At 76.7% G+C, this 20,353-nt stretch carries 16 protein-coding genes; 3 read left to right on the top strand and 13 right to left on the bottom strand.

Annotation, left to right across the window (positions count from 1 at the left end; all coding sequences use genetic code 11):
- Nucleotides 1-7: 7 nt before the first annotated feature.
- Together ABZ497_RS13120 and ABZ497_RS13115 are read right to left on the bottom strand one after the other, a co-directional pair.
- Nucleotides 8-895, bottom strand: a complete 888-nt coding sequence (locus ABZ497_RS13120) for a PfkB family carbohydrate kinase (protein ID WP_359804773.1) — start codon at nucleotides 893-895, stop codon at nucleotides 8-10.
- Between the two features lie 5 nt (nucleotides 896-900).
- Nucleotides 901-1,827, bottom strand: coding sequence for a pseudouridine-5'-phosphate glycosidase (locus ABZ497_RS13115; protein WP_359804771.1), 927 nt, complete (start codon nucleotides 1,825-1,827; stop codon nucleotides 901-903).
- 115 nt (nucleotides 1,828-1,942) lie between these two features.
- Here ABZ497_RS13115 and ABZ497_RS13110 point away from each other — a divergent pair, with 115 nt between their 5' ends.
- Both ABZ497_RS13110 and ABZ497_RS13105 read left to right on the top strand, forming a co-directional pair.
- On the top strand, nucleotides 1,943-2,845 hold the full coding sequence (locus ABZ497_RS13110) for a LysR substrate-binding domain-containing protein (protein WP_359804769.1): 903 nt from the start codon (nucleotides 1,943-1,945) through the stop codon (nucleotides 2,843-2,845).
- A 209-nt stretch (nucleotides 2,846-3,054) separates the two neighbouring features.
- On the top strand, nucleotides 3,055-3,351 hold the full coding sequence (locus ABZ497_RS13105; RefSeq protein ID WP_359804767.1) for a hypothetical protein: 297 nt from the start codon (nucleotides 3,055-3,057) through the stop codon (nucleotides 3,349-3,351).
- An 85-nt stretch (nucleotides 3,352-3,436) separates the two neighbouring features.
- Here the strand turns inward: ABZ497_RS13105 and ABZ497_RS13100 are convergent, their stop codons facing one another.
- Nucleotides 3,437-5,089, bottom strand: a complete 1,653-nt coding sequence (locus ABZ497_RS13100) for a phospholipase (RefSeq protein ID WP_359804765.1) — start codon at nucleotides 5,087-5,089, stop codon at nucleotides 3,437-3,439.
- Nucleotides 5,090-5,430: 341 nt separating this feature from the next.
- On the opposite strand from ABZ497_RS13100, the gene ABZ497_RS13095 reads away from it, so the two are divergent.
- The gene (locus ABZ497_RS13095; RefSeq protein ID WP_329491436.1) at nucleotides 5,431-6,276 is read left to right on the top strand and encodes a hypothetical protein; all 846 of its coding nucleotides are present in this window, start codon (nucleotides 5,431-5,433) and stop codon (nucleotides 6,274-6,276) included.
- A 91-nt stretch (nucleotides 6,277-6,367) separates the two neighbouring features.
- Here ABZ497_RS13095 and pgm read toward each other — a convergent pair whose 3' ends face one another.
- The 10 genes from pgm to ABZ497_RS13045 all read right to left on the bottom strand — a co-directional run bounded on the left by pgm (nucleotide 6,368) and on the right by ABZ497_RS13045 (nucleotide 20,258).
- Nucleotides 6,368-8,017 (bottom strand): phosphoglucomutase (alpha-D-glucose-1,6-bisphosphate-dependent), encoded by a 1,650-nt coding sequence (gene pgm / locus ABZ497_RS13090; RefSeq protein ID WP_359804763.1) that lies wholly within the window; start codon nucleotides 8,015-8,017, stop codon nucleotides 6,368-6,370.
- A gap of 406 nt (nucleotides 8,018-8,423) precedes the next feature.
- On the bottom strand, nucleotides 8,424-9,071 hold the full coding sequence (locus tag ABZ497_RS13085; protein WP_359804761.1) for a hypothetical protein: 648 nt from the start codon (nucleotides 9,069-9,071) through the stop codon (nucleotides 8,424-8,426).
- Nucleotides 9,068-10,642 (bottom strand): DUF58 domain-containing protein, encoded by a 1,575-nt coding sequence (locus ABZ497_RS13080; protein WP_359804759.1) that lies wholly within the window; start codon nucleotides 10,640-10,642, stop codon nucleotides 9,068-9,070. Before ABZ497_RS13080 ends, ABZ497_RS13085 begins: the two co-directional genes overlap by 4 nt.
- A complete protein-coding gene (locus ABZ497_RS13075; protein ID WP_359804757.1) occupies nucleotides 10,639-11,736 on the bottom strand; it encodes a MoxR family ATPase in 1,098 nt (365 codons plus the stop codon). Before ABZ497_RS13075 ends, ABZ497_RS13080 begins: the two co-directional genes overlap by 4 nt.
- Before the next feature lie 97 nt (nucleotides 11,737-11,833).
- Nucleotides 11,834-12,451 (bottom strand): hypothetical protein, encoded by a 618-nt coding sequence (locus tag ABZ497_RS13070; RefSeq protein ID WP_359804755.1) that lies wholly within the window; start codon nucleotides 12,449-12,451, stop codon nucleotides 11,834-11,836.
- Complete coding sequence (locus ABZ497_RS13065) at nucleotides 12,448-13,518, bottom strand: DUF4129 domain-containing protein (protein ID WP_359804753.1); 1,071 nt, start codon at nucleotides 13,516-13,518, stop codon at nucleotides 12,448-12,450. The genes ABZ497_RS13070 and ABZ497_RS13065 overlap by 4 nt, the downstream gene beginning before the upstream one ends.
- Before the next feature lie 141 nt (nucleotides 13,519-13,659).
- Nucleotides 13,660-14,079, bottom strand: a complete 420-nt coding sequence (locus ABZ497_RS13060; RefSeq protein ID WP_359804751.1) for a GNAT family N-acetyltransferase — start codon at nucleotides 14,077-14,079, stop codon at nucleotides 13,660-13,662.
- Nucleotides 14,080-14,164: 85 nt separating this feature from the next.
- On the bottom strand, nucleotides 14,165-15,223 hold the full coding sequence (locus ABZ497_RS13055; RefSeq protein WP_359804749.1) for a phosphatidylinositol-specific phospholipase C domain-containing protein: 1,059 nt from the start codon (nucleotides 15,221-15,223) through the stop codon (nucleotides 14,165-14,167).
- A 206-nt stretch (nucleotides 15,224-15,429) separates the two neighbouring features.
- Nucleotides 15,430-16,650 carry a tetratricopeptide repeat protein gene (locus ABZ497_RS13050; protein WP_359804747.1) on the bottom strand — a complete coding sequence of 407 codons (1,221 nt, stop codon included), beginning with the start codon at nucleotides 16,648-16,650 and terminating at the stop codon, nucleotides 15,430-15,432.
- 74 nt (nucleotides 16,651-16,724) lie between these two features.
- The gene (locus ABZ497_RS13045; RefSeq protein WP_359804745.1) at nucleotides 16,725-20,258 is read right to left on the bottom strand and encodes a CHAT domain-containing protein; all 3,534 of its coding nucleotides are present in this window, start codon (nucleotides 20,256-20,258) and stop codon (nucleotides 16,725-16,727) included.
- Between the last annotated feature and the right edge of the window lie 95 nt (nucleotides 20,259-20,353).

Below are 20,353 nucleotides of genomic sequence, written 5' to 3'. Positions count from 1 at the left end.
GGGCGGGTCAGCGGGGGCCGAAGGACGCCCCGGGCGAGGCCAGCACCCTGGCGGCGCAGCGGTGGCCGCGCGCGGTGGCCTCGCGCAGGCCGACCTCGGCCAGGAAGCCGGCCAGGAAGCCCGCGGCGAACGCGTCGCCGGCGCCGGTGAGGTCGCGGACCTCGCCGACCGGCGGGACGGGCACCGCGAAGGGGGCCCGTCCGGGCGCGTCCACGGTGGTCGCCGCCGCGCCGGCCTTGGTGACCACCGTGGTGCCCGCCAGCCGGGCCCGCTCCGGGCCGGGCCGGCCCTCCACCAGAAGCCCGAGGAAGGCGGCCTCCTCCTGGTTGGCGAACAGCAGGGTGGGCGTCAACCCGGCGGCCAGGGCGAGGAAGCGCTCTCGGCCGAAGCCGGCGAGCATGCCGGTCGAGGAGGCGTCGATCGAGGTGGTGCCGCCCGCCCGGCGCACCCGCCGCAGGGCGTCGGCCGCCGCGCTCCCGACCGGCTCCCCGTCGAAGGAGTAGGCGGGCACGTGCAGGTGGGTCAGACCGGCGAGCCACTCGTCCGGCACGGTGTCCAGCAGGGTGGCCGCGCCCCGGTCGGGGAGCATCGTCCGCTCCCCGGCGTCGTCGACGAGGACGACGATGCTGCCCGTCTGCCCCCGCCTGACGACCCGTACGTCGACGCCGTGGCCCGTCAGTTCGGCGACCAGAGCGTCCCCCGCCGGGTCGTCGCCGACGCAGCCGAGGAACCGTGCGGGCCACTGCCCGGCGGCGAATCCCGCGACGTTCGCCGCGCTGCCGCCGCGCCGCCGGAAGACCCTGGCCGTGGAGTCGGTGCCGTGCCGCAGCGGCCCGTCGACCCAGACGACGACGTCCTCGACGAGGTCGCCGAGTACCCCGAGTACCTCGATCACCGGCGCTACTCCCCGCCCCGCAGCGCCGCCAGCGCGGTGGCGATCCGGCCGCCGAGGCGGACGTTGCCCCGGTAGACCGCGACGTTGACGTCCAGGCTGCGGCCCTGCGTGTCGCGCTGGATGAAGTCGAGCAGGAACGGCGTCGAGGCGTTGCCGGTGATGCCCCGGCGCTCGGCCTCGGCCCAGGCCCTGGTCAGCAGCGCGTCGAGCTCCTGGGGCGGCAACTGCTCGGCCGGGTCCACCGGGTTGGCGATCAGCACGGCCTGGGGCAGCTCCAGGCCGTCCCGGGCCGCGATGATCCGCGCGGCCTCCTCCGGGGAGTCCACCCGGTAGGCGATCTCGTGCCCGGAGTCGGTGACGTAGAAGCCGGGGTACCGGCGCGTCCGGTAGCCGATGACGGGGATGTTGAGCGTCTCGAAGCGCTCCAGGGTGGCCCGGATGTCCAGGATCGACTTCACGCCCGCGCTGATCACGGTGACGGGCGTGGCGGCCAGCGTGGTGAGGTCGGCGGACTCGTCGAAGCTCTCGGCCGCGCCGAAGTGCACGCCACCCAGCCCGCCGGTGGAGAAGACCCGGATCCCCGCCCGGTGGGCGAGGAAGGCGGTGGCCGCGACGGTCGTCCCGCCGTGCCGGCCCAGCGCGGCGACCACCGGCAGGTCGCGCAGGCTCGCCTTGTCCAGGTCGTCCGACTCGGACAGTTCCTTGATCTGGTCCGGGCCGAGTCCCACGGTGGGCACCCCGGCGAAGACGCCGATCGTCGCCGGGACGACCCCGGCGGCTCGCAACCGCTCCTCCGCCTCCAGCGCGACCTCCAGGTTGCGGGGCCGCGGAAGGCCGTGCGTGAAGATGGTCGACTCCAGGGCGACGACGGGCGCGCCGTCGGCGACGGCCCGGGCGACGTCGTCGGAGATCCGGATGGGCAGTCCGCTCATGGGAGGCACGAACTCTCTCTGGGGTGCCACCACGCTGTGGCAGTTCCGGTCAGCCTAGGGACGGTTCGCATCGGGATCCAGAAGGAGTACCGGGCCTTCCCATAGGGTTTCGACTATGGGATTCACCTTGCGTCAGCTCGAAGTCTTCCTCGCGGTCGCCGACGGTCTGCACTTCGGCCGCGCCGCCGAGCGCCTGCACATCTCGCAGCCGACGGTCAGTCAGGAGGTCGCCCGGCTGGAGCGGGCGGTCGGCGTCGAGCTCTTCGACCGCAGCCGCCGGGCCGTCGTCCTCACCCCGGCGGGCGAGGTGATGGCCGACGAGAGCGCCCGGCTCCTCGGCCAGGCCGCCGCCCTGCTCGCCCGGGTCCGGCTGCACGAGGAGGCGCGGACGGGCACCGCCCGGATCGTCGCCTCCCCCAGCGTGATGAACCGGCTGCTGCCCGCCGTGGTCAGCCGGGCCGAGCGCGAACTGCCCGCGCTGGACACCGCGGAGCTCGCCGTCGACACCGGCCGCGTCTCCTCGACGCTGGCCGCCGAGCTGGCCGACATCGGCCTGGGCCGCTTCCTCGACGAGGTGCCCGGCTACCGGCGGGAGACCCTCGCCGACGAGCCCGTCCGGGTCGCGCTGGGCCGCGACCACCCGCTGGCCGGGCGCGACGCCGTCCGGCTGTCCGAGCTGCGGGACCTCCCGCTGCTGCTCTGGCCCCGCGAGCAGCACCCGCGCTACTACGACCACGTCCTCGGACTCTGCTCCGAGCACGGCGTGGAGCCGCCGGTCCTGGTGAGCCCGCCGCGCATCGTCGGCTCACGGCTCTACCTGCTCTCCCAGAACCGGGCGTTCTCGCTCGTCCCCCGCTCGATGACCGGTCACCTCACCGAGGAGGTGGTCACCGTCCCGCTCGCCGGCCGGGCCACCCTGCCGCTGGAGATGCAGTGGCGGCTCGACGACGGCCGGCCCCGGCTGGCGGCGCTGCGCGAGCTGATCCGCCAGGAGGCGGGCACGCTCCAGGGCGACTGATCTCCAGGACGGCTGAGCTCCAGGGCGGTTGACCTCCAGGACGGCGGATGCGAGCCGCCGGCCGCCGCTCGCGCCACCGTCGCGCCAGCGCGCGCGCCACCGCGTGCGCCACGGCGGGCCGGGTACGGGGGAGGCGCGTGCCGAATCGTTCGCCACCAGGGAGGGGAAACCGGCCAGAACCGGCCGGGTGGCCGGAATGTTGCATCCACGTGAACCGGTTCCGCAGACTCTCGCACCATGCCGCCCACCGCACCGCCCTGACCTGTACCGCTCTGGTACACGGGGGCCGAGCCCTGGCCGCGGCCGTCGAACGCCTCGACCGCCGGGCCATCGCCCTGCTGCTCGGGCTGGTCCGCCCGGTCACCGCCCGGCTGACCGCCCTACTGCGCCGCGCGGTGGCCGCCAACTGCGGCGACGCGCTGAACCGGCACCTCCCCTGCCGCGGCCGGGAGCCCGTCCAGGACCGGTGGACCGAGGGCGCGCCCGGGCACCGGGACGCCGGCTGACCGCCCGGGGCCGGGGCCACCCGCCGGCGGGGCGGGGGCGGGCGGGCGCGAACCGACCGTCAGGTGTGGTCCCGGGGCCCGAGGATCAAGCCCGGCAGAGCCCGGTCGTCCAGTCGACGGTCGCGGCGGCCTGCGAGTACGTCCACTCCGGCGCCAGCAGGTCGCGGTCCAGCTGGGCCGCCGCGACCTTGTCCTCGACCACGTAGCCGAAGTCCTGCAGCCAGGCCGGGTAGAGGTTCTTCGACCCGGTGTAGAAGGCCGAGCCGTCGACCGCGACCAGCTTGTGGTGCAGCGCGTACGGGTGCCCGTCCGCCCAGGTGGCGGTCGGCGCGGCGCGGAAGGACGCGAGCTGGAGGTTGCCGCAGAGCGCGGCGCCCGCCTTCGCCGGGTCGCCGGTCAGCCGGGTCAGCCGGGCCCGCAGCACGTCGGAGACCTCGGAGAGCGACTTGATCTGCGAGTAGCCCCCGCTGCCGACCGTGCCCCGGTTCGCCGGGTCGCTGACCACGATCCGCACCTTGACCCCGGCCACCAGCTTGGCGGCCAGCAGGTCGTAGAGCCGGGCGTCGTAGCGCGGCAGCGGCGGGCAGGTGCCGTTCATGTCCTGCTGGGAGATCTCGATGTGGCTGCTCGCACTGCCGACGAGCGCGCGCAGGGCGTTCTCCTCGGGATTGACCGTCTCGTAGTCGCGATCGGCGTTGGTGTTGTCGTGCAGGGCCAGCGGACCGCACTGGGTCTCGGAGACCCCGGCGACCGGGGCGGGCCGGTAGGCCGAGGCGGGGTCCGCGGCCTTGACGCCGACACCCAGGCCGCCGACGGCGATCACCGGAACGCTGCCGGTGGCGGGCGCGGCGGGGTTGGTGTCCCGCTCCATCGAGGGCCGGCAGGCACCGCCGTCGGAGGAGGCGAACCACGCGTTGTCGAACAGGCCGGTGCGGCCGCAGGTCCACGCCCACAGGGTGTCCAGGTAGCGCGCGGCCGAGGTGGCGGCCGGGCCGGTCAGGGCGAGGTCGACGTCCGAGACGGGGTGCGCGGTGTCCAGGTAGTCGTCCTTCCACCCGTTGATGCCACCGGCGATCACGCTCCGGCCGTCGACCACCAGCAGCTTGGAGTGGTTCCAGGAGAACGCCGTGCGGGAGGTGGTCATCGAGGCGACGTTCAGCGTCACCGAGCCGGCCGCGGGGCCGAGCCTGGCCAGCAGCTCGTCGCGGTAGCGGGAGGGGAGGACGTTGGCGTTGTAGAGCGGTGCCGCGCCCACCAGGATCCGCACCTGGGGGCGGTGGCCGGCCGCGACCGAGGCCTTGAGCCCCGCCACCAGCGCGTCCTGGAAGCCGCCGTTGGGGAACGGCGCGAGGGTGGAGACGTCGACCGTCCGGGTGGCCGAGGCGACGTCCGCCTGCATCCTGGCCAGCAGCGCACGGGTGCCCCGGCGGTCGGCGCAGCCGGCGTCACCCCAGCAGCCGGGCGTCTGGAGCAGCCAGCCGGCCGGATCGTCGGCGGTGCCGGCCAGCGCGTTGCCCTCGGTGCGCTCCCAGACCGAGCCCTCCAGACCGGGCGACACCTCGCGCAGCGCGCGCTCGACGGCGTCGAGGTGGGCCGTCCCCCCGTCGGCGGCGGCACCCTCGGCGGGGGCCGCGAGGGCCGACGGGGGCGGGACGGCGGCGAACAGGGTGGTGGCTGCGGCGACGGCCAGGGCCGAGCGGACGAGGCGGCCGGACCGGCGGGACCAGGGGAGGCGCACGTGAGGTTCCTTCAGGGAGCGGCGGGTGGTTCACCCGTGGGACACCCTGAGATTACCGAAAAGTAACTTGCTGTCGAATCTGCGCATGACAACCAGTCACCGGGCCGGAAACAGACCCGCCGGTCGACCCCCGCCGATCGGCCGACACATCGTCAGGCGCCGGTGTGACGGTACGTCGATCAGCGGTGTCACGCGGCGGGACGCGCTCGCGGGACGCGGCGGGCCGACCGTCCGTCCCGGTCACACCGGGGCACGTCCGGGCGGGTGACGGCGGCGGCGATCCGGCCCCCGCGACCGGCGAGCCGGGCGCCCGCCCGGCCCCGGATCCGTAGCGTCGGCCCATGCTCCTCGGCCTGCTGGCGGCGCTCCTGGCCGCCCTCCTCACCGGCTCGGCCACCGTCCTCCAGGCGGTGGGCGCGCGCCGCGCCGCGGTGGGCCACCACGCGGGCGAGGCCGCCGCGCTCGCCGGGGCGTTCCGCCAGTGGCCGTTCCTGGTGGGTGTCGGAATGGACATGCTCGGATTCGCCGCCGAGCTGGTCGCGCTGGAGCGGCTGCCGCTCTACGAGGTCGAGGCCGCCCTGGCCTCCGCCCTCGCCGTCACCGCCGTGGGGGCGTCCCGGGTGCTGCGGATCCGGCTGCGGCGCAGCGAGTGGATCGGGGTGGCCTCGGTCTGCGCCGGGCTCTGCGTCCTCGCGCTCACCGCCGGACACGACGGCCGCGGATCCGGCGACCAGCCGCTGCGCCTGGGCGTGCTGCTCGTCTCGGTCGCCCTGACGGCCGTGGGGTGGGCGGTGGTCCACCTGGCCGGGGCGCGGCGCGCCCCGCTGCTCGGCCTGGTGGCCGGCCTGCAGTTCGGGGTGGTGGGCGTCGCGGTCCGGGTCCTGCCGGGGGCACGGCTGCCGGAGCTGTTCGGCGAACCCTCGGCGTACGCGATCGCCGTCGCCGGGCTGGGCGGCTTCACCGCGCTCACCTGGGCCATGCAGAGCGGGTCGGTCACCGCCGCGACGGCGGCGATGGTGCTCGGCGAGACCCTGGGCCCCGCGATCGTCGGGGTGCTGCTGCTCGGCGACCACACCCGTCACGACGCCACGCCGCTCGCCGTCGCCGGGTTCGCCGCCGCGGTCCTGGGCGCGCTGACCCTGGCGCGCTTCGGTGACGCCGAGCAACCCGCCACCGCCGGGCCCTGAGCCCCGGACGGCCGCCGGCTCCCCGCGGCGCCGGGCCGGGGCCCGGCGCCGCGAAGCGGCAGGTGCGGAACGGCAGGTGCGGAGCGGGAGGTCAGGCCGCCGGGCCCGCGAGGACCTCGTTGACCAGTTCGCGCGCCTCGGCCTGGACCCGGGCGAGGTGGTCGGCCCCGTGGAAGGACTCCGCGTAGATCTTGTAGACGTCCTCGGTGCCCGAGGGGCGGGCCGCGAACCAGGCGTTCTCGGTGCAGACCTTGATCCCGCCGATCGCGGCGCCGTTGCCGGGCGCCTCGGTGAGGACGGCGGTGACCGCCTCGCCCGCCAGGTCGCCGGCGCGGACCTGCTCCGGGGACAGCCGGGCCAGCAGCGCCTTCTGCTCGCGGTCGGCCGGGGCGTCCACCCGGGCGTAGGCGGGGGCGCCGAAACGCTCGGTGAGGTCGCGGTAGTACTCGCTGGGCGTGCGGCCGGTCACCGCGGTGATCTCCGAGGCCAGCAGGGCCAGCAGGATGCCGTCCTTGTCGGTGGTCCACACCCCGCCGTCGCGGCGCAGGAACGACGCCCCGGCCGACTCCTCGCCGCCGAACGCGATCGAGCCCTCCAGCAGCCCGTCGACGAACCACTTGAAGCCGACCGGCACCTCGACGAGGTCCCGCTTGAGGTCGGCGGCGACCCGGTCCAGCATCGAGGAGGACACCAGCGTCTTGCCCACCGCCGCGTCCACCGGCCAGTCGGCGCGGTGGCGGTACAGGTAGTCGACGGCGACGGCCAGGTAGTGGTTCGGGTTCATCAGGCCGCCGTCCGGCGTCACGATGCCGTGGCGGTCGGCGTCCGCGTCGTTGCCGGTGGCGATCGCGAACCGGTCCCGGCGCTCGATCAGCGAGGCCATCGCGGCCGGCGAGGAGCAGTCCATCCGGATCTTGCCGTCCCAGTCCAGCGTCATGAACCGCCAGGTCGGGTCGGTGACCGGGTTGACGACGGTCAGGTCCAGCCGGTGCGTCTCGGCGATCCGGCCCCAGTAGGCGACCGACGCCCCGCCCAGCGGGTCGGCGCCGATCCGCAGGCCCGCCGCCCGCACCGCGTCGAGGTCCAGCACCGAGACCAGGTCCTCGGTGTAGGCGGTGAGGTAGTCGTGGCGGCCGGTGGTCGCGGCGGCCAGGGCACGGGCGTAGGGCACCCGCTTGACGCCCCGCAGGCCGTCCCGGATCAGGGCGTTGGCGCGGTCCTGGATCCAGCCGGTGGCCTCCGAACCGGCCGGACCGCCGCTCGGCGGGTTGTACTTGAACCCGCCGTCGCGCGGCGGGTTGTGGGAGGGCGTCACCACGATGCCGTCGGCCAGTGCCTGCGGGTGGCGCCGGTTGTGGGCCAGGATCGCGTGCGAGACGGCCGGGGTGGGGGTGTAGCCGTCGGCGCTGTCCAGCAGGACGGTGACGCCGTTGGCCGCCAGCACCTCGACGGCGGTCGCCCGGGCCGGCTCGGACAGGGCGTGGGTGTCCGCGCCGAGGAACAGCGGGCCGGTGGTCCCCTGGGCCACCCGGTACTCGCAGATCGCCTGCGTGGTGGCGGCGATGTGGTCCTCGTTGAACGCGGCGTCCAGCGAGGAGCCGCGGTGCCCCGAGGTGCCGAACGCCACCCGCTGGCCCGGCTCCTCCGGGTCCGGGTGCAGCGTGTAGTACGCCGTCACCAACCGTGCCACGTCCACCAGGTCGTCCGGCTGCGCCTGCTGCCCGGCCCGTGCGTGTGCCATCGTCTCTCCCACAGTGTTCCTCGCCGTGCGCCGGCCGCGCGGCCCGGCGCATCCTTCTGCCCCGTGCTCACCGATCGTAGCCAGCGCGCGACCTTCGGCCCACACGGGGCGACCCCCGGGCACCGGACCATCCGGCACGAGCGGCGCCCGGCGAGGCGGGGCGGGGGGCGCACGACCGGGGCGCGCACGGCGACGGCGGAACACCCCGGAACCGGGCGACCGGCGACCCCGGGCACCGGAGCACCCCGCACGAGCGGCGCCCGGCGAGGCGGGGGGTCGCAGCCCGGCCCGGGCCGGTGCCCGGAGCGCCGCACACGGCCACCCGGCCCGGACCCGGGGCGCGCACGGCGACGGCGGAACACCCCGGCACCGGGCGACCGGCGACCCGGCGCGGGCCCGCGGGCGCTCAGTCGCCGGGGTGAGGCTCCGCCGGCCGTGCCCGGAGGCCGGGCCGGGGTCGGAGCGCATGGGTGACGCCCCAGGCCGCGGCCGCCAGGCCGGCCAGGGCGATCGGGCGCGACCACTCCCCCGCGCCGGTCGACGCGAGGGCCACGGACAGGACCAGGCCGGACGCGGCGAGGGCGGCCAGTGCGTGCACGGGCCGGACGCGGTCGCGCTGCGGGCCGAGGACGTCGACCAGCAGCAGGTAGCCGATCAGGAGCGCGACCACCGCCGCGATCCCGCCGAACGGGGGCTCGCCCAGCGCGGCCAGCAGCACGCTCCCGGCCGCCAGCACGGTGCTGCGCGACGCGGCGAGCCGACCGGGCCAGCTGTGCGGGCGGCGCGGCGGCTCGTCCAGCGGCGGGGCGGCCCAGAGGGCGAAGACCGCGGCGACGACCGCGGCGACCGGGCCGAACCGGTCCACCGCGCCGTCGACGGTGCCGCCGACCCCGGCGGCGGTGAGCGCCAGCGCCACGCCGGTGCAGCGCAGTGCGGCCCGCTCGGCCCACCCGACCCACCGGGCGGCGGGCGCGATCCCAGGCTCGGCAGCGACCGAATCAGCGACCGAGGCGGTTGTCGGGGCAGCGGCCAGGGTGTCGTCGACGGTGGTCATCGGGCTCCTCCCCCGATCCGGCGGCGCAGCAGTGGCGCGAGCGCCAGGTCGAGCGCCTCGCCCGGGGTGTAGCGGGCCACCGGGATGCCGCGGGCGCGCAGCGCCGAGCGCATCGCCTCGCGTTCGGCGTGCCAGAGCCGCAGGGCCACCGCGCCGATCTCGTCACCGGGCTCCACCGCCGGTTCGCCGGCCGGGACCTCCACCACGACCAGCGGGTTGCCGCGGTCGCGGACCTGGCCGAGCACGTCCAGGATGCGCTGGTCGGCGAGCGAGGTGAAGGCGTACACCAGCGCGTGGCCGGGCAGCGCCGCCGCCGGGAGCCGGGGCACCAGGGGGCCGCGGTGGCCCCGGTCCTGGCGGACCTCCAGCACGCTCTCCACCATCCGGTAGAAGTGCCGGTCCCCGCTGCCCGCGGCGAGCCAGCGCAGCTTCCCGCCGACCGCGATCAGGCCGACCCGGTCGTGCCGGCGCAGGTAGGCGCGGGTCAGGCCGCCGGCCGCGCGCAGCGTCTCGTCGAGGCTGGACCGGCCGGTGGCCGCGTCCAGGAAGTCGGCCAGCGTGTCCAGCAGGACGACCGCGTCGGCGGCCCGCTCCGCCGCGAACTGGTTGATCTGGACGGCGTCGCGGCGGGTGGTCGACGGCCAGTGGATGCGCCGCTGGCGCTCACCGGGCACGTGCGGGCGCACGCCGACGACCTCGACGCCGGTGCCCTCGTGCGCGGTGGTGTGCTCGCCGAGGCGTTCGGGCAGCCGTACCGGGATCGGGGTGAGTCGGGCCGCGCTCGGTACCGGGAAGACGTCCACCGTGCCGAGGTCGGTGCGCACCGTCCGGCGGGCCAGACCGCCGGCGTCGTAGACGTCGATGTCGACGCTGCCCAGGGTCCAGCGGCCCCAGCGTTCGGCCCGGAGCACCAGGTCGACCTCGGTGGCGCCGACGGTCACCGCCGTCAGGGCGACGCCGGGGCCGAGGGCGACGGCCGGGTCGAGCCGGCCGATCCGTCCGTCGTGGCGGACGGTGACCCGTACGGTGATCGGCTCGCCCTCCAGGCAGCGGCTCGGCTCGACGCTGTTCTCGGCGGCCAGCCGGGACGGCCGGCCGGTGCCCGGGGCTGCCAGGGCGAGCAGGACGGCCGGTCCCGCGGCCAGCGCGAGCAGCCAGGCGTGGCCGGTGGCCAGCGCGGCGACGGCCGCGACGGTGGCCACGGTGAGCAGGCGCAGGGTCCGCTCGCCGGGGCGCCAGTGCGGGGAGGGCGGGGTGCTCGGCAGGCCGGCCGCGGTGGCCCGGGCGCTGCGGGCGACCAGGCGCGCGGCGGCCTGCTCCGGGCCCCGGGTGGCCGTCCGCCGGGCGGTTCCCGGGCCGGTGCGCGGGTCGGCACTCAGGCCGGACCGCGTACCGGTCGGCCCTCCGGTCCGGGCGGTCCGGGCCGGGCGGCCGCGGGCGGGGCGCGCACCGGGGCCGGCGGCCGGGCCGGCGAGCCGCCGTACCGGGCGCCCGCCGGGTCCCGCGCTCTGGGCGGCGAGCCGGCGGGCCTGCTGCCCGGGCCGGTCGGCGGCGGAGGGCTCGGGGTTCACCGGGCGGCGTCCGGGGCGTCCATCGGGCCGCTCCCCGGCCCGCCGGCCGCGCGCGGCAGGGTCTGCGGCGCCGGGACGGCGGCGACCAGGCGCGCCAGCACGTCGTCCGCCTCGACCTGGCGCACCCACAACTCCGGGGTCAGGGTGATGCGGTGGGCCAGGGCCGGAACGGCGAGCGCCTTGACGTCCTCCGGGGTCAGGTAGTCGCGGCCCTCCAGCATCGCGCGGGCCCGGGCCAGCTGGACCAGCGCGAGACCGCCCCGGGGCGAGGCGCCGACCTGGATCTGCGGGTCGTTGCGGGTGGCGTGGACCAGCGCGATCACATAGTCGACCAGGTCGTCGTCGACCTCGACCCGCTCCAACGCCGCCCGCATGGCGAGGAGTTCGGCCGGACTACTGACCGTCTCCAGGACCGGCTCGGGCACCGCCCGGTCCAGCCGGGCCCGGAGCATCGAGGCCTCCAGACCGGTGGTGAGGTAGCCCATCCGCACCCGGAGCAGGAAGCGGTCGAGCTGCGCCTCCGGCAGCGAGTAGGTGCCCTCGTACTCGATCGGGTTGGCGGTGGCGATCACCACGAACGGCTGCGGCAGCCGGCGGGTGGCACCGTCGACGGAGACCTGGCCCTCGGCCATCGCCTCCAGCAGCGCGGCCTGGGTCTTCGGCGGGGTGCGGTTGATCTCGTCGGCCAGCAGGAGCTGGGTGAAGAGCGGCCCGGGGCGGAAGACCATCTCGCCGCTGCGCCGGTCGTAGAACGGCGCGCCGGTGACGTCCGAGGGCAGCAGGTCGGGCGTGAACTGGATCCGGCGGAAGTCCAGGCCGAGGGTGGTGGCGAACGAGCGGGCCAGCAGGGTCTTGCCGAGCCCGGGCAGGTCCTCGATCAGCACGTGGCCGCCGGCCAGCACCCCCAGCATCACCAGTCGGAGGGCCTCGGGCTTGCCGACCACGGCGCGTTCGATCTCCTCGACCACCGCGCGGGCGCGGCGGCCGGCCTCCTGCGGCGTCAGCACCTGGGCCTCGGCCGGACGCCCCGGGGACTGCTCGGCCACCGGGGCGTGCTCGGTGTCCGGGACGGGGGCCTGGGGAACGGCGGTCATGGCTCTCCTGAAGGGCGGCGTCGGCCGGCCAACTACCGGGTCCGGCGGGGGTGCGGGGAAACGGCGGGTGCTGGGCGTCCCTCGGGGACGGCGCCGGCTACCCGGACTTCGACGGCCTGGGGCCGGGCGGCTGGAGGGATTCGAGCCGGTCGACGAGGGCGAGCAGGACGGGGCCCGGGAGGGCCGCGTCCGGGTCCGCGGCGTCCGGGTCGATCCACGGCCACAGCCGGGGACCGATCAGTTCGGCGGCCCGGGCGCGGTCGGTGTCGAGCGAGACGCCGTGGGTCTCGGACAGGCGCGCCGCGAAGAGCCGCCGGAGCCGGCCGCGCAACGGCCGGGCGTCGCCGTTCGGGTCGAGGCCCTGACGGACGGTCCAGCGCCAGTCGCCGAGGCCCGGCTCCCGGGAGTCCATCACGCGCTGCCGGTCGCGCAGGCCGATGTCGAGGAAGCCCGCACCGGCCACGTACCGGCCGGCGACCAGTCCGGTGGCGGTCAGCAGGACGGCTCCGGCGGCGGCCGCGGGCGCGCCGCCGACCAGCGCGAACAGGACCTCGGCCAGTACGGCCGCCACCGTCAGCTCGATCAGGCTGTGCCGGACCGAGCCGGGTGCGGCGAGCTCGCCACCGGCCCGGACCTTCGGGTCCACGGCTGCGGGGGCGGGGGCGGCGGAGGAGACGGCAGGGTCGGCCTGTCGCCCGTGCCGGCGGGCGCTCATCGGTGGCCTCCGGTACCGGCCGACCCGGCTGCCCCGGCTGCCCCGGCTGCCCCGGCTGCCCCCGCCGTCGCGGGCTCCGGCGGTGGCCCGGCCCGGTCCGCCAGTCGCTCGGCGAGCGCGTCGAGGGCCGACCGCGCCCGGCGCACATGGGTCTCGTCCATCGGGTGGGTGGAGTACCGGGCCTCCCGGAACAGCGCGGTGAGCGCCCGCGCGTGGACGGGGTCGACGCGGTCGTCGGTCACCGCACGCTCCAGCAGTTCGGTCGGGCTCTCGGGAGCCCGGCGGGACAGTCCGGAGGCCGCCAGCGAGGCCTCCATCGCGGCGTAGCAGGCGATCACCGCCGCCCGCGCGTCGGCGCCGGTGAGGGCGCGCCGGGCGGTGTCGACCGCGGCGGCCAGGGCGTCCTCACCTCGGGCCGGCGCGGCGGGCAGTCGCGCCGACGGCGGCCGCCGGGCGATCCGCAGCCGCCGCAGCAGCAGGACGGCGACCACCACCACGACGACCACCAGGGCGACGGCGAGCGCGCCGAACACCACGGGGATCACCGTCGAGAGCCAGCTCTTGCCGGACACCGGGTCGGGCCAGACCGGCGGCGGCGACGCCGGGGGCGGGGTGAAGTCCGGCACCGGCGGCAGCGACGGCGGATCGACCGAGTCCTCGACCGCCCGCCCGTGGAAGACGAACAGCAGCACCGGCACCGCGGCGGCGGCCCCGGGCAGCAGGACCGCGGTGGCCTCCCGCAGGCGCTCCGCCCACGGCGTCGGCCCGTCGAGGTGGCGGACCTCCGCGCGGAAGCGCAGCGCGAAGCGGCCGATGACGAACAGCCAGCCGAGCGCGAGCAGCAGGACGAGTCCGAGGGCCTCCACCGGCACCGTGGCGGCGGGCGCACCGAGCAGACCGCCGTCCGGCCGCAGGGCAGAGGCCGCGAGGAGCAGGCCCACGACGGCGACCAGGACGCCCACGGTCCGGCCGGCCGACCCGCCCGCGCGCTCGGTGTCGCCCGCGCGGTCGTCCGGACCGCTTCGCCCGTCGTGGCGGGGCCCGCTCGGGTGCAGTTCGTCGTCCACGCGGCCGTCTCCCGGTTCCCCCGCAGCGCGGTCGGCTCCGCGCGAGGATGCAGCGTCGCACACCAACTGTCGTATTGTCACCCCGCGTCGCGGGCCACCGAGGCCTCCGCACCCGGGCGGCCGCCGCCCCCGCGAACGGGCTCAGACCAGGCGGTGCATGCCCACCGAGTGCGGGGCGGTCTCCCGGAAGCCGTACCGGGCGTAGAGCCGGTGGGCGTCACCGTCGGCGATCAGCGAGACGTAAGCGCCCGCCGGGGCCCGGCTCTCCAGTTCGGCGGTCAGCAGGGCCATGATCCGCCCGCCGAGGCCGCGGCCCTGGTGCTCGGGCAGGACGCAGACGTCGGCGATCTGGAAGACGGACCCGCCGTCGCCCACGATCCGGCCCATCCCGACCACCCGGCCGTCCAGGTGCACCGTCACCCCGTGCCAGGTGTGGGGAAGCCCGGCCGCCACCGCCGCGGCGGGCCGGTCGCTCATCCCCGCGCCGGTCCGCAGCCGTCGGAAGGTGTCCACGTCCGGCACACCGGCCCGCAGCTCGTAATGGTCACTCGTGCTAGTCATGCATTACAGGATAGCCACCGCCGCCCCTCCCGGCGGAACGCGCGGGTCGGGACGGCGGGCGGGACGGCGGTGGCGGGACGGGCCGTCAGCCCCGCGTCAGGGCGAGCGACTGCACGGCGGGGAGCTTGCGCCAGTCGCTGGAGACGATGCTCGCGTGCGCCCGGGCGAGCTGCTCGGTACGGCCGCGGGCCTGGTCGGCGGTGGGGTCGGTGGCGCTGATCGCGGGTGCGACGTTCTGCGCGTCGGTCATCGTCAGCAGGTAGTGCCGGCTGTCGTACCAGGCGGTGTCGATGCCGCCCAGGTAGGCGGCGGCGTCACCGTCGAAGACCACGAACCAGGGGCGGATCGCCGCCTCCGGGTACTTGGCGCGGGGATCGCCGGCCGCGGCGCCGTGCACGGCCGGGAACACCTGGGCGTCGCCGATCCGCCCGGCCGCGGCCAGGTCGCGCAGGTGACGCCCGTACTCGACGTCGGTGTGCAGGGTGTCGAAGGGGTTGCCCTCCTCCAGCGATCCGGGGATCACGTACACCAGCACCCGCCCGGCGAGCGAGGCCCTGGTCGGCCAGTTGCCGGCCCGGACCGCGTCGTCCGCCGTGGCGTACGAGCCGCCGCCCGGCCTGGCGAGCAGGTCGGCCGGGCGCAGCACGGCGGAGCCCAGGTGGCCGGCGATCAGGGAGTCGAGCTGGGCGGGGCCCATGCCGCGGTTGGCGGCGAACCCGGCCTTGAGCTCCAGCTTGACCACCAGCGGGCCGGCGCCGGGGTGGGCGCCGAGCCAGACCCGGACGTCGTCCAGGCAGGTCTCCAGGTTCTTGTTGGCACCGCCGGTGTAGAGCTGGGCGGGCGTGCTCGCGCTGACGCAGTTGTTGGCGTTGCCGAGCGGGTTGGAGTGGCTGACCTTCCACTCCTTGGTCACGGTGTCCGTCCAGGCGTCCAGCTCGATCATGCCGGTGCCGGTGTCCAGGCCCTGGGCGAGGTAGCCGAACGCGGCCGGGTCGTAGGTGTTGTGCAGCCCGACGGTGGTGGCCGAGCCGAACGGGAGCTCACCGGGGCCGCTCGCGGCGGCCGACTGCACCGGAAGGAGGGCGGCGGCCGCGGCGAGCAGACCGGTGGCGATGGTGCCGGCGAGGGCGCGGCGTGCGGTCACGATGACTTGTCCCCTTGTCAGAACGCGGTCGGCGGTCGCTTCCGCCGTTCGGAAGGATGCCGCGGCTGAGCATCCCTCATGTGAAGGGGACACAACAACACCATGACGGGGACGGGACGATCCCGCGGCGCCGCCGACGGTGACCGGTGACCGGCGGTCAGCGGTCAGCGGTCAGCGGTCAGCGGTCAGCGGTCAGCGGTCAGCGGTCAGCGCAGGTTCTCGCGCAACCAGTCCAGCTGCTCCCGGACGACCTGCACACGGGGGTGGCCCGGGCCGTGGATCCGGCTGTAGTCGGCGGCGCAGCGCGTCAGCAGGCCGGCCGCCTCGGCGAGGAGGCCGGCGTCGATCAGGACGTTGGCCAGGTTCTCCCGGGAGCTCACCGTGACGGGGTGACCGTCCCCGTGCAGGGCGATCCGCCGGGCCAGGATGTCCCGCAGGAGGGGGACGGCCTCCTGGTAGCGCGCCATGCCGTGCAGAACGGCGGCCAGGTTGTTGCGGGCGGAGAGGGTGTCGTCGGCGTTCGGCCCGGCGAGCGACTCCCAGGAGGCCGCCACCGCCCGCAGCTGCGGCTCCGCCTCGGCATGGCGGCCCAGCCGCACCAGGGCGGCGGCGAGGTTGCTGCGGGCCGCCACGGTGCGCTCGTGGTCACGCCCGTAGCGCTGTTCGAGCCGGGGTACCAGGGCCCGCAGGGACCGCTCGGCCGCCCGGTGGCGGCCGCTGTTGATCAGGGCGGCCGCGTGCCGGTTGACGGCGGACAGCACCTCGGGGTGGTCCGCGCCCAGCAGCCTGGTCCGGCGGTCCAGCGTGTCGCGCAGCAGCGGTTCGGCCTCCGCGGAGCGACGCAGGGACTCCAGGGCGGCGGCCAGCCCGTCGGCGCTGTGCAGGGTGTCCGGGTGGTCCCGGCCGAGTGTCTTTGCCCTGGCGCGGAAGTTCGCCTGCCAGAGCGACTCGGCCTGCTGGACCCGGCCGAGGTGGTGCAGCAGGTCCGCCAGCTCCGCGTCGGTCCGCAGGGTCTCCTCGTGGCGGGCGCCGAGCACCGCGCGCTGGGTGCCCGCGACGTACTCGTAGAGCTCGACCGCGCGGTCGTCGCCGCCCGGGGTGTGCGCCAGGACCCGGGCGTACTCCCGCAGGAGGATCAGGGTCTCGGGGTGGTCGGCGCCCAGCTTCTCGATGGCCGCGTTCGCCCGCCACTCGGCCACCTCCACCGGCTGGACGCGGACCCGGGCGATCTCCTGCTCCGGCCGGCCCTCCGTCACCTCGGTGACGGTGATGGTGGCCCCGGGCGGCTGCCAGCGCGGCTCCCGGAGCCCGTCGGCGGCGGCCGCCCCGTCCTCGGCGCCCTCGCCCGGCGGTCCCGACGGCGCGGGGCCGCCCGTGCCGTCGGCCCGCGCGGCACGCTCGGCCCGCCTGCGCCACCATCCGCTCATCGGTGGTCCTCCTTCGTCGTCTCGTCGTCTCGTCGTCTCGTCGTCTCGTCGTCTCGTCGTCGCGGCCCGGCCGGTCAGGCGCCGGCGTGCACATGGGCGGCCCAGAGGCCGGGACTGGTGGCGAACGCCGTCCGGCACTGCCGGACGGCGTGGTGGAGCGCCTCGGCCGTCCGGTCGGTGTCCAGCCCCGGCGCCCCGGCGGGCCGGCCGGCCCGCAGGCCCTGGTAGAGCAGCCTGGTCATCCGCAGCGCCAGCAGGTCGTGCACCGGCCAGAGGGTGCCGACGGCATGGGCGTACCCGGCGAGCTGGAAGGCGGAGGTGATGTGGATCGCCTCGTCGGCCAGGTCCGCGGCGCCCCGTGCCGTCTCGCAGGCCGAGAGGACGGCGAGCCGGGCCGCGGGCAGGTCCAGCCGGGCGATCCGGCGGACCGTCAGCGCCGCCGTCCGGTGGTCGTGGACGAGGAGGCGGGCGTTGGACGGGTCCCGCGGCTCGCTGACGCCGTGGCAGGCGAAGTGCACGTGGGAGTGGCGGGGCAGCGCTTCGAGGACGCGTGCCAGGGTGGCCTCCTCGCCGATCAGCAGCTCGGTGGGCAGCAGCCCGCGGAGCAGCTCGACCTCGCGCCGGGCGCCGGTGAGCGGGCGGGCACCCGGGGTCTCGGGCAGCGCCACAGCGAGCAGGCCGTCGGCGGCCGGGGGGCGGCCGGGCGCGGACCCGCCCGCCGACGGTCCGGCCGGGCCCGGTCCGCTCGGTTCCGGTCCGGTCTCCCGGGTGCGGGCGTACGCGAGCGCGCGGACGGTCGGGGTGTAGGAGGAGACCACCCGGTCGAGCACGGTGCGGGGCCTCCCGCCGGGCGCCGCCTCGGGCCGGCCCGCTCCGCCGTCGTGGCCCGTCGCGTCCCCGTGGTGGCCCGCCGCGTGCAGAGGCAGGGCGGAGAGCGCGCCGCCCGGCGACCACCAGACCCGGGGCCACCGGCCGTCCGCCGCCGCCCCGGACAGGCCGAGCCGGTCGAGCACCGGTCCGGTGACGTGGTCCCAGGTCCAGCGGAGCACCTCGCCGATCGCCACCTGGGCCGCCCGGTCGGTCGCCGGGTCGGCCGCCGCCGCCAGCGCCGCCTCCAGCCGGCGGACCTGCTCGTCCACCGCCTCCGGAGTGGCCCCGGGCAGTGGGACCAGCAGGACCTGACCCGACCACAGGACCAGTGCGTCACTGCGGTACCCGCTGCAGTAGGCGAGCACCACCGGCCCGCGCCGGGAGACCGCCGCCAGGAGGTCCGGGGAGGGCGGGGAGAAGAAGTCCGCGAAGCCCGGCAGGGCGCGGATCTCCGTCACCAGCTGCTCGAACCGCGCCGCCAGGGTGTGCCGCAGGTGGCTGCCGGTGGTGCCGGACAGCCCCGGCGCCCCGTCGGCCGGGTCGGCGGCGTCCCGTGCGTCCCGTGCGTCGGGGGTGTCGGGGGCGTCGGGGGCGTCGGCGTCGGCGTCGGCGGCGTCGGCGGCGTCGATCCGCTCGCTCAGCTCGCGGAACCGCTCGGCGGCCGCCGGATGGGCGCGGCGCAGCCGGCCCAGGCCGTCGCGGGTGGCGATGGTGCGGCCCAGCAGGACGCCCCGGCCCTGTTCCAGCAGCTGGACGGCGAGGACGAGGTCCCCGGTCTGAACGGCGCAGGCGGCGGCCTCGGCGGCCAACCCGTGCACCCGGGAGAGGCTGCGCTCCTGGTCACCGCGGGCCAGCCGGCCCGAGGCGGCGAACGGCAGCAGCCGTACGGCCAGTTCGTAGCCGTGCAGGGCCTCCTCCCACCGTTCGCCGGTCGCCGCCGCGGCGCCCCACTCCCAGGCGGCCAGGACCCGGCCGTGGGCCGGCATCGCCTCGGTCCGCGCGGCCCGCCGGTAGGCGTCCTCGGCGGCCCGCAGCACGCCCGGGTCGCCGTCCCGGTGGTGGAGGATCAGCAGGGTGTCGGCGTAGTACCGCAGGTAGCCGCCGTGCGCCGCGGTGCCCTCGGCGTCGGCCCAGACGGCCCGGCCGAGGTCGCTCACCGCCGCTTCCAGCGCCGCCCCGTCCCCGGTCGTGCGGTACTGGTCGAGCCGGGCGTTGCCGAGATTGGAGAGCACCAGGGCGAGCCGGGGGTCGCCGTACGGGCTCTCCTCGACGGCGCGTTCCAGCAGGGCGACGGCCTCGTCCAGGTCCGCCAGGTCGCCGGTCGCGTCGAACCGGGCCCGCAGCGCGTTGGCGAGGTGGTTCAGCCGGTCGCCCAGGGCCGGGCTGCCGGACCGGGTCAACGCGAGGGCCTCGCGGGCCGTCGCGATCGCCTCGTCGGCCACCGCCGGCTCGCCGGTCGCACCGTGCCGGCTCTGCAGCACCACACCGAGGTTGGCCAGCCGGTCGACCCGGTCGGCGGGCCGGACCGGTCCCTCGTCGACGGCCCGGCGGGCCAGCTCGGCCGCCTCCCGGAAGGCCTGCGGGTCGTCGGTCTGGAACCCGCGCTCCCGCAGGGTGATGGCGAGGTTGGCGAGGATCTCGCCGAAGGTCTTCGTGCCGGGCCGCTCCCCGGCCAGCGCCTCGCGCAGCACCTCGACGGCCTCGTCGAGGAGTTCCACGTCACCGGTCCACTGCGCCAGCCGGTGCAGCGCGTTGCCGAGGCTGTTCAGCCGGTGCGGGCGCCGGGTGGCGTCCCCCTCCGGCACGGCCGCGGCGCGGCGTAGCAGGTCGACGGACTCCCGCAGCACCGCCAGGTCGCCGGTGGCCTCGGCGGCCAGCCGCAGGGCCACCCCGAGCCCGGCCAGGCAGCCGCCGTGGCCCGGCTGCCCGGCCGGCGTCGCGGCCAGCGAGGCCCGGTTCACCCGGAGCATCTCCTCGCGGTCGCCCGGGTCACCGGTGAGGGCGTACCAGGTCCGCAGGCCCTGGGCCAGGTTGTGCAGCGCCGGCAGCCGGGCTTCGTGGCCCGCCGGCACCACGGCCGGCACCTCGCGCCACAGCCCCAGCGCCTCCTCCAGCGCCTCGGTGTCGCCGGTGAGTTCGTAGCCGGAGTGCAGCACCTCGGCGAGACCGAGCAGCAGGGCGACGAGGTCGTCGGGGTCGGACGGCAGGCCGTCCAGCGCCCGCCGGTAGGCACTCTCGGCCCGGGTCAGGTCCTGCTCGCGGCCGGCGGCCCGGTAGCGCTCGGACAGTGCCGCGCCGAGGCCGGCCAGCGCCTCCCCCACGGTGGGCGGCTGCTGCGGCAGGCCGGCCGCGCGGGCGAACATCGCCACCGCGCCGTCCAGATCCGCCGGCCGGTGGTCGAGGTCGAACCTGGTCCGGTACCCGAGGGCGAGCAGCCGGACGTCCTGGGCCGCGGGCGGCTCGGCCGCCGCGCGTTCGACCCCGAGCTCGATCAGGGCGTCCAGGTCCCGCCGGTCGCCGAGCAGTTGCCAGCGCACCAGGAGCGCCACCAGGAGGTTGCCCGCCCGGAGGGGCCGGCCCGGGTCGCCCGGCGGCGCCGTGCGCAGGTATTTCCGGGTCGTCCGGACCGCCCGGTCCAGCGCCGCCCGGTCGCCCGTTCTGAGGTGGTGCAGCAGGAGTTCGGCGGCCGGATCCGCCCCGCCTCCCGTCACCGAAAGCCGCGCCTGCGAGACGATCACCCCCGGGCGCTCCGTCGCGCCGATCGGCCGGTCTGCTCCAACTCCCCGCCTCGGCGGGTGGAATCGCTCCATAGCCTAGCGAACGTGCCGTCAGG

Source organism: Kitasatospora sp. NPDC005751 (assembly GCF_040630835.1).
In the GTDB taxonomy this organism is placed as follows: Bacteria; Actinomycetota; Actinomycetes; order Streptomycetales; family Streptomycetaceae; genus Kitasatospora.
Note: the sequence above shows the minus strand (reverse complement) of the source record. Positions and strands in the feature narration are given on the sequence as shown.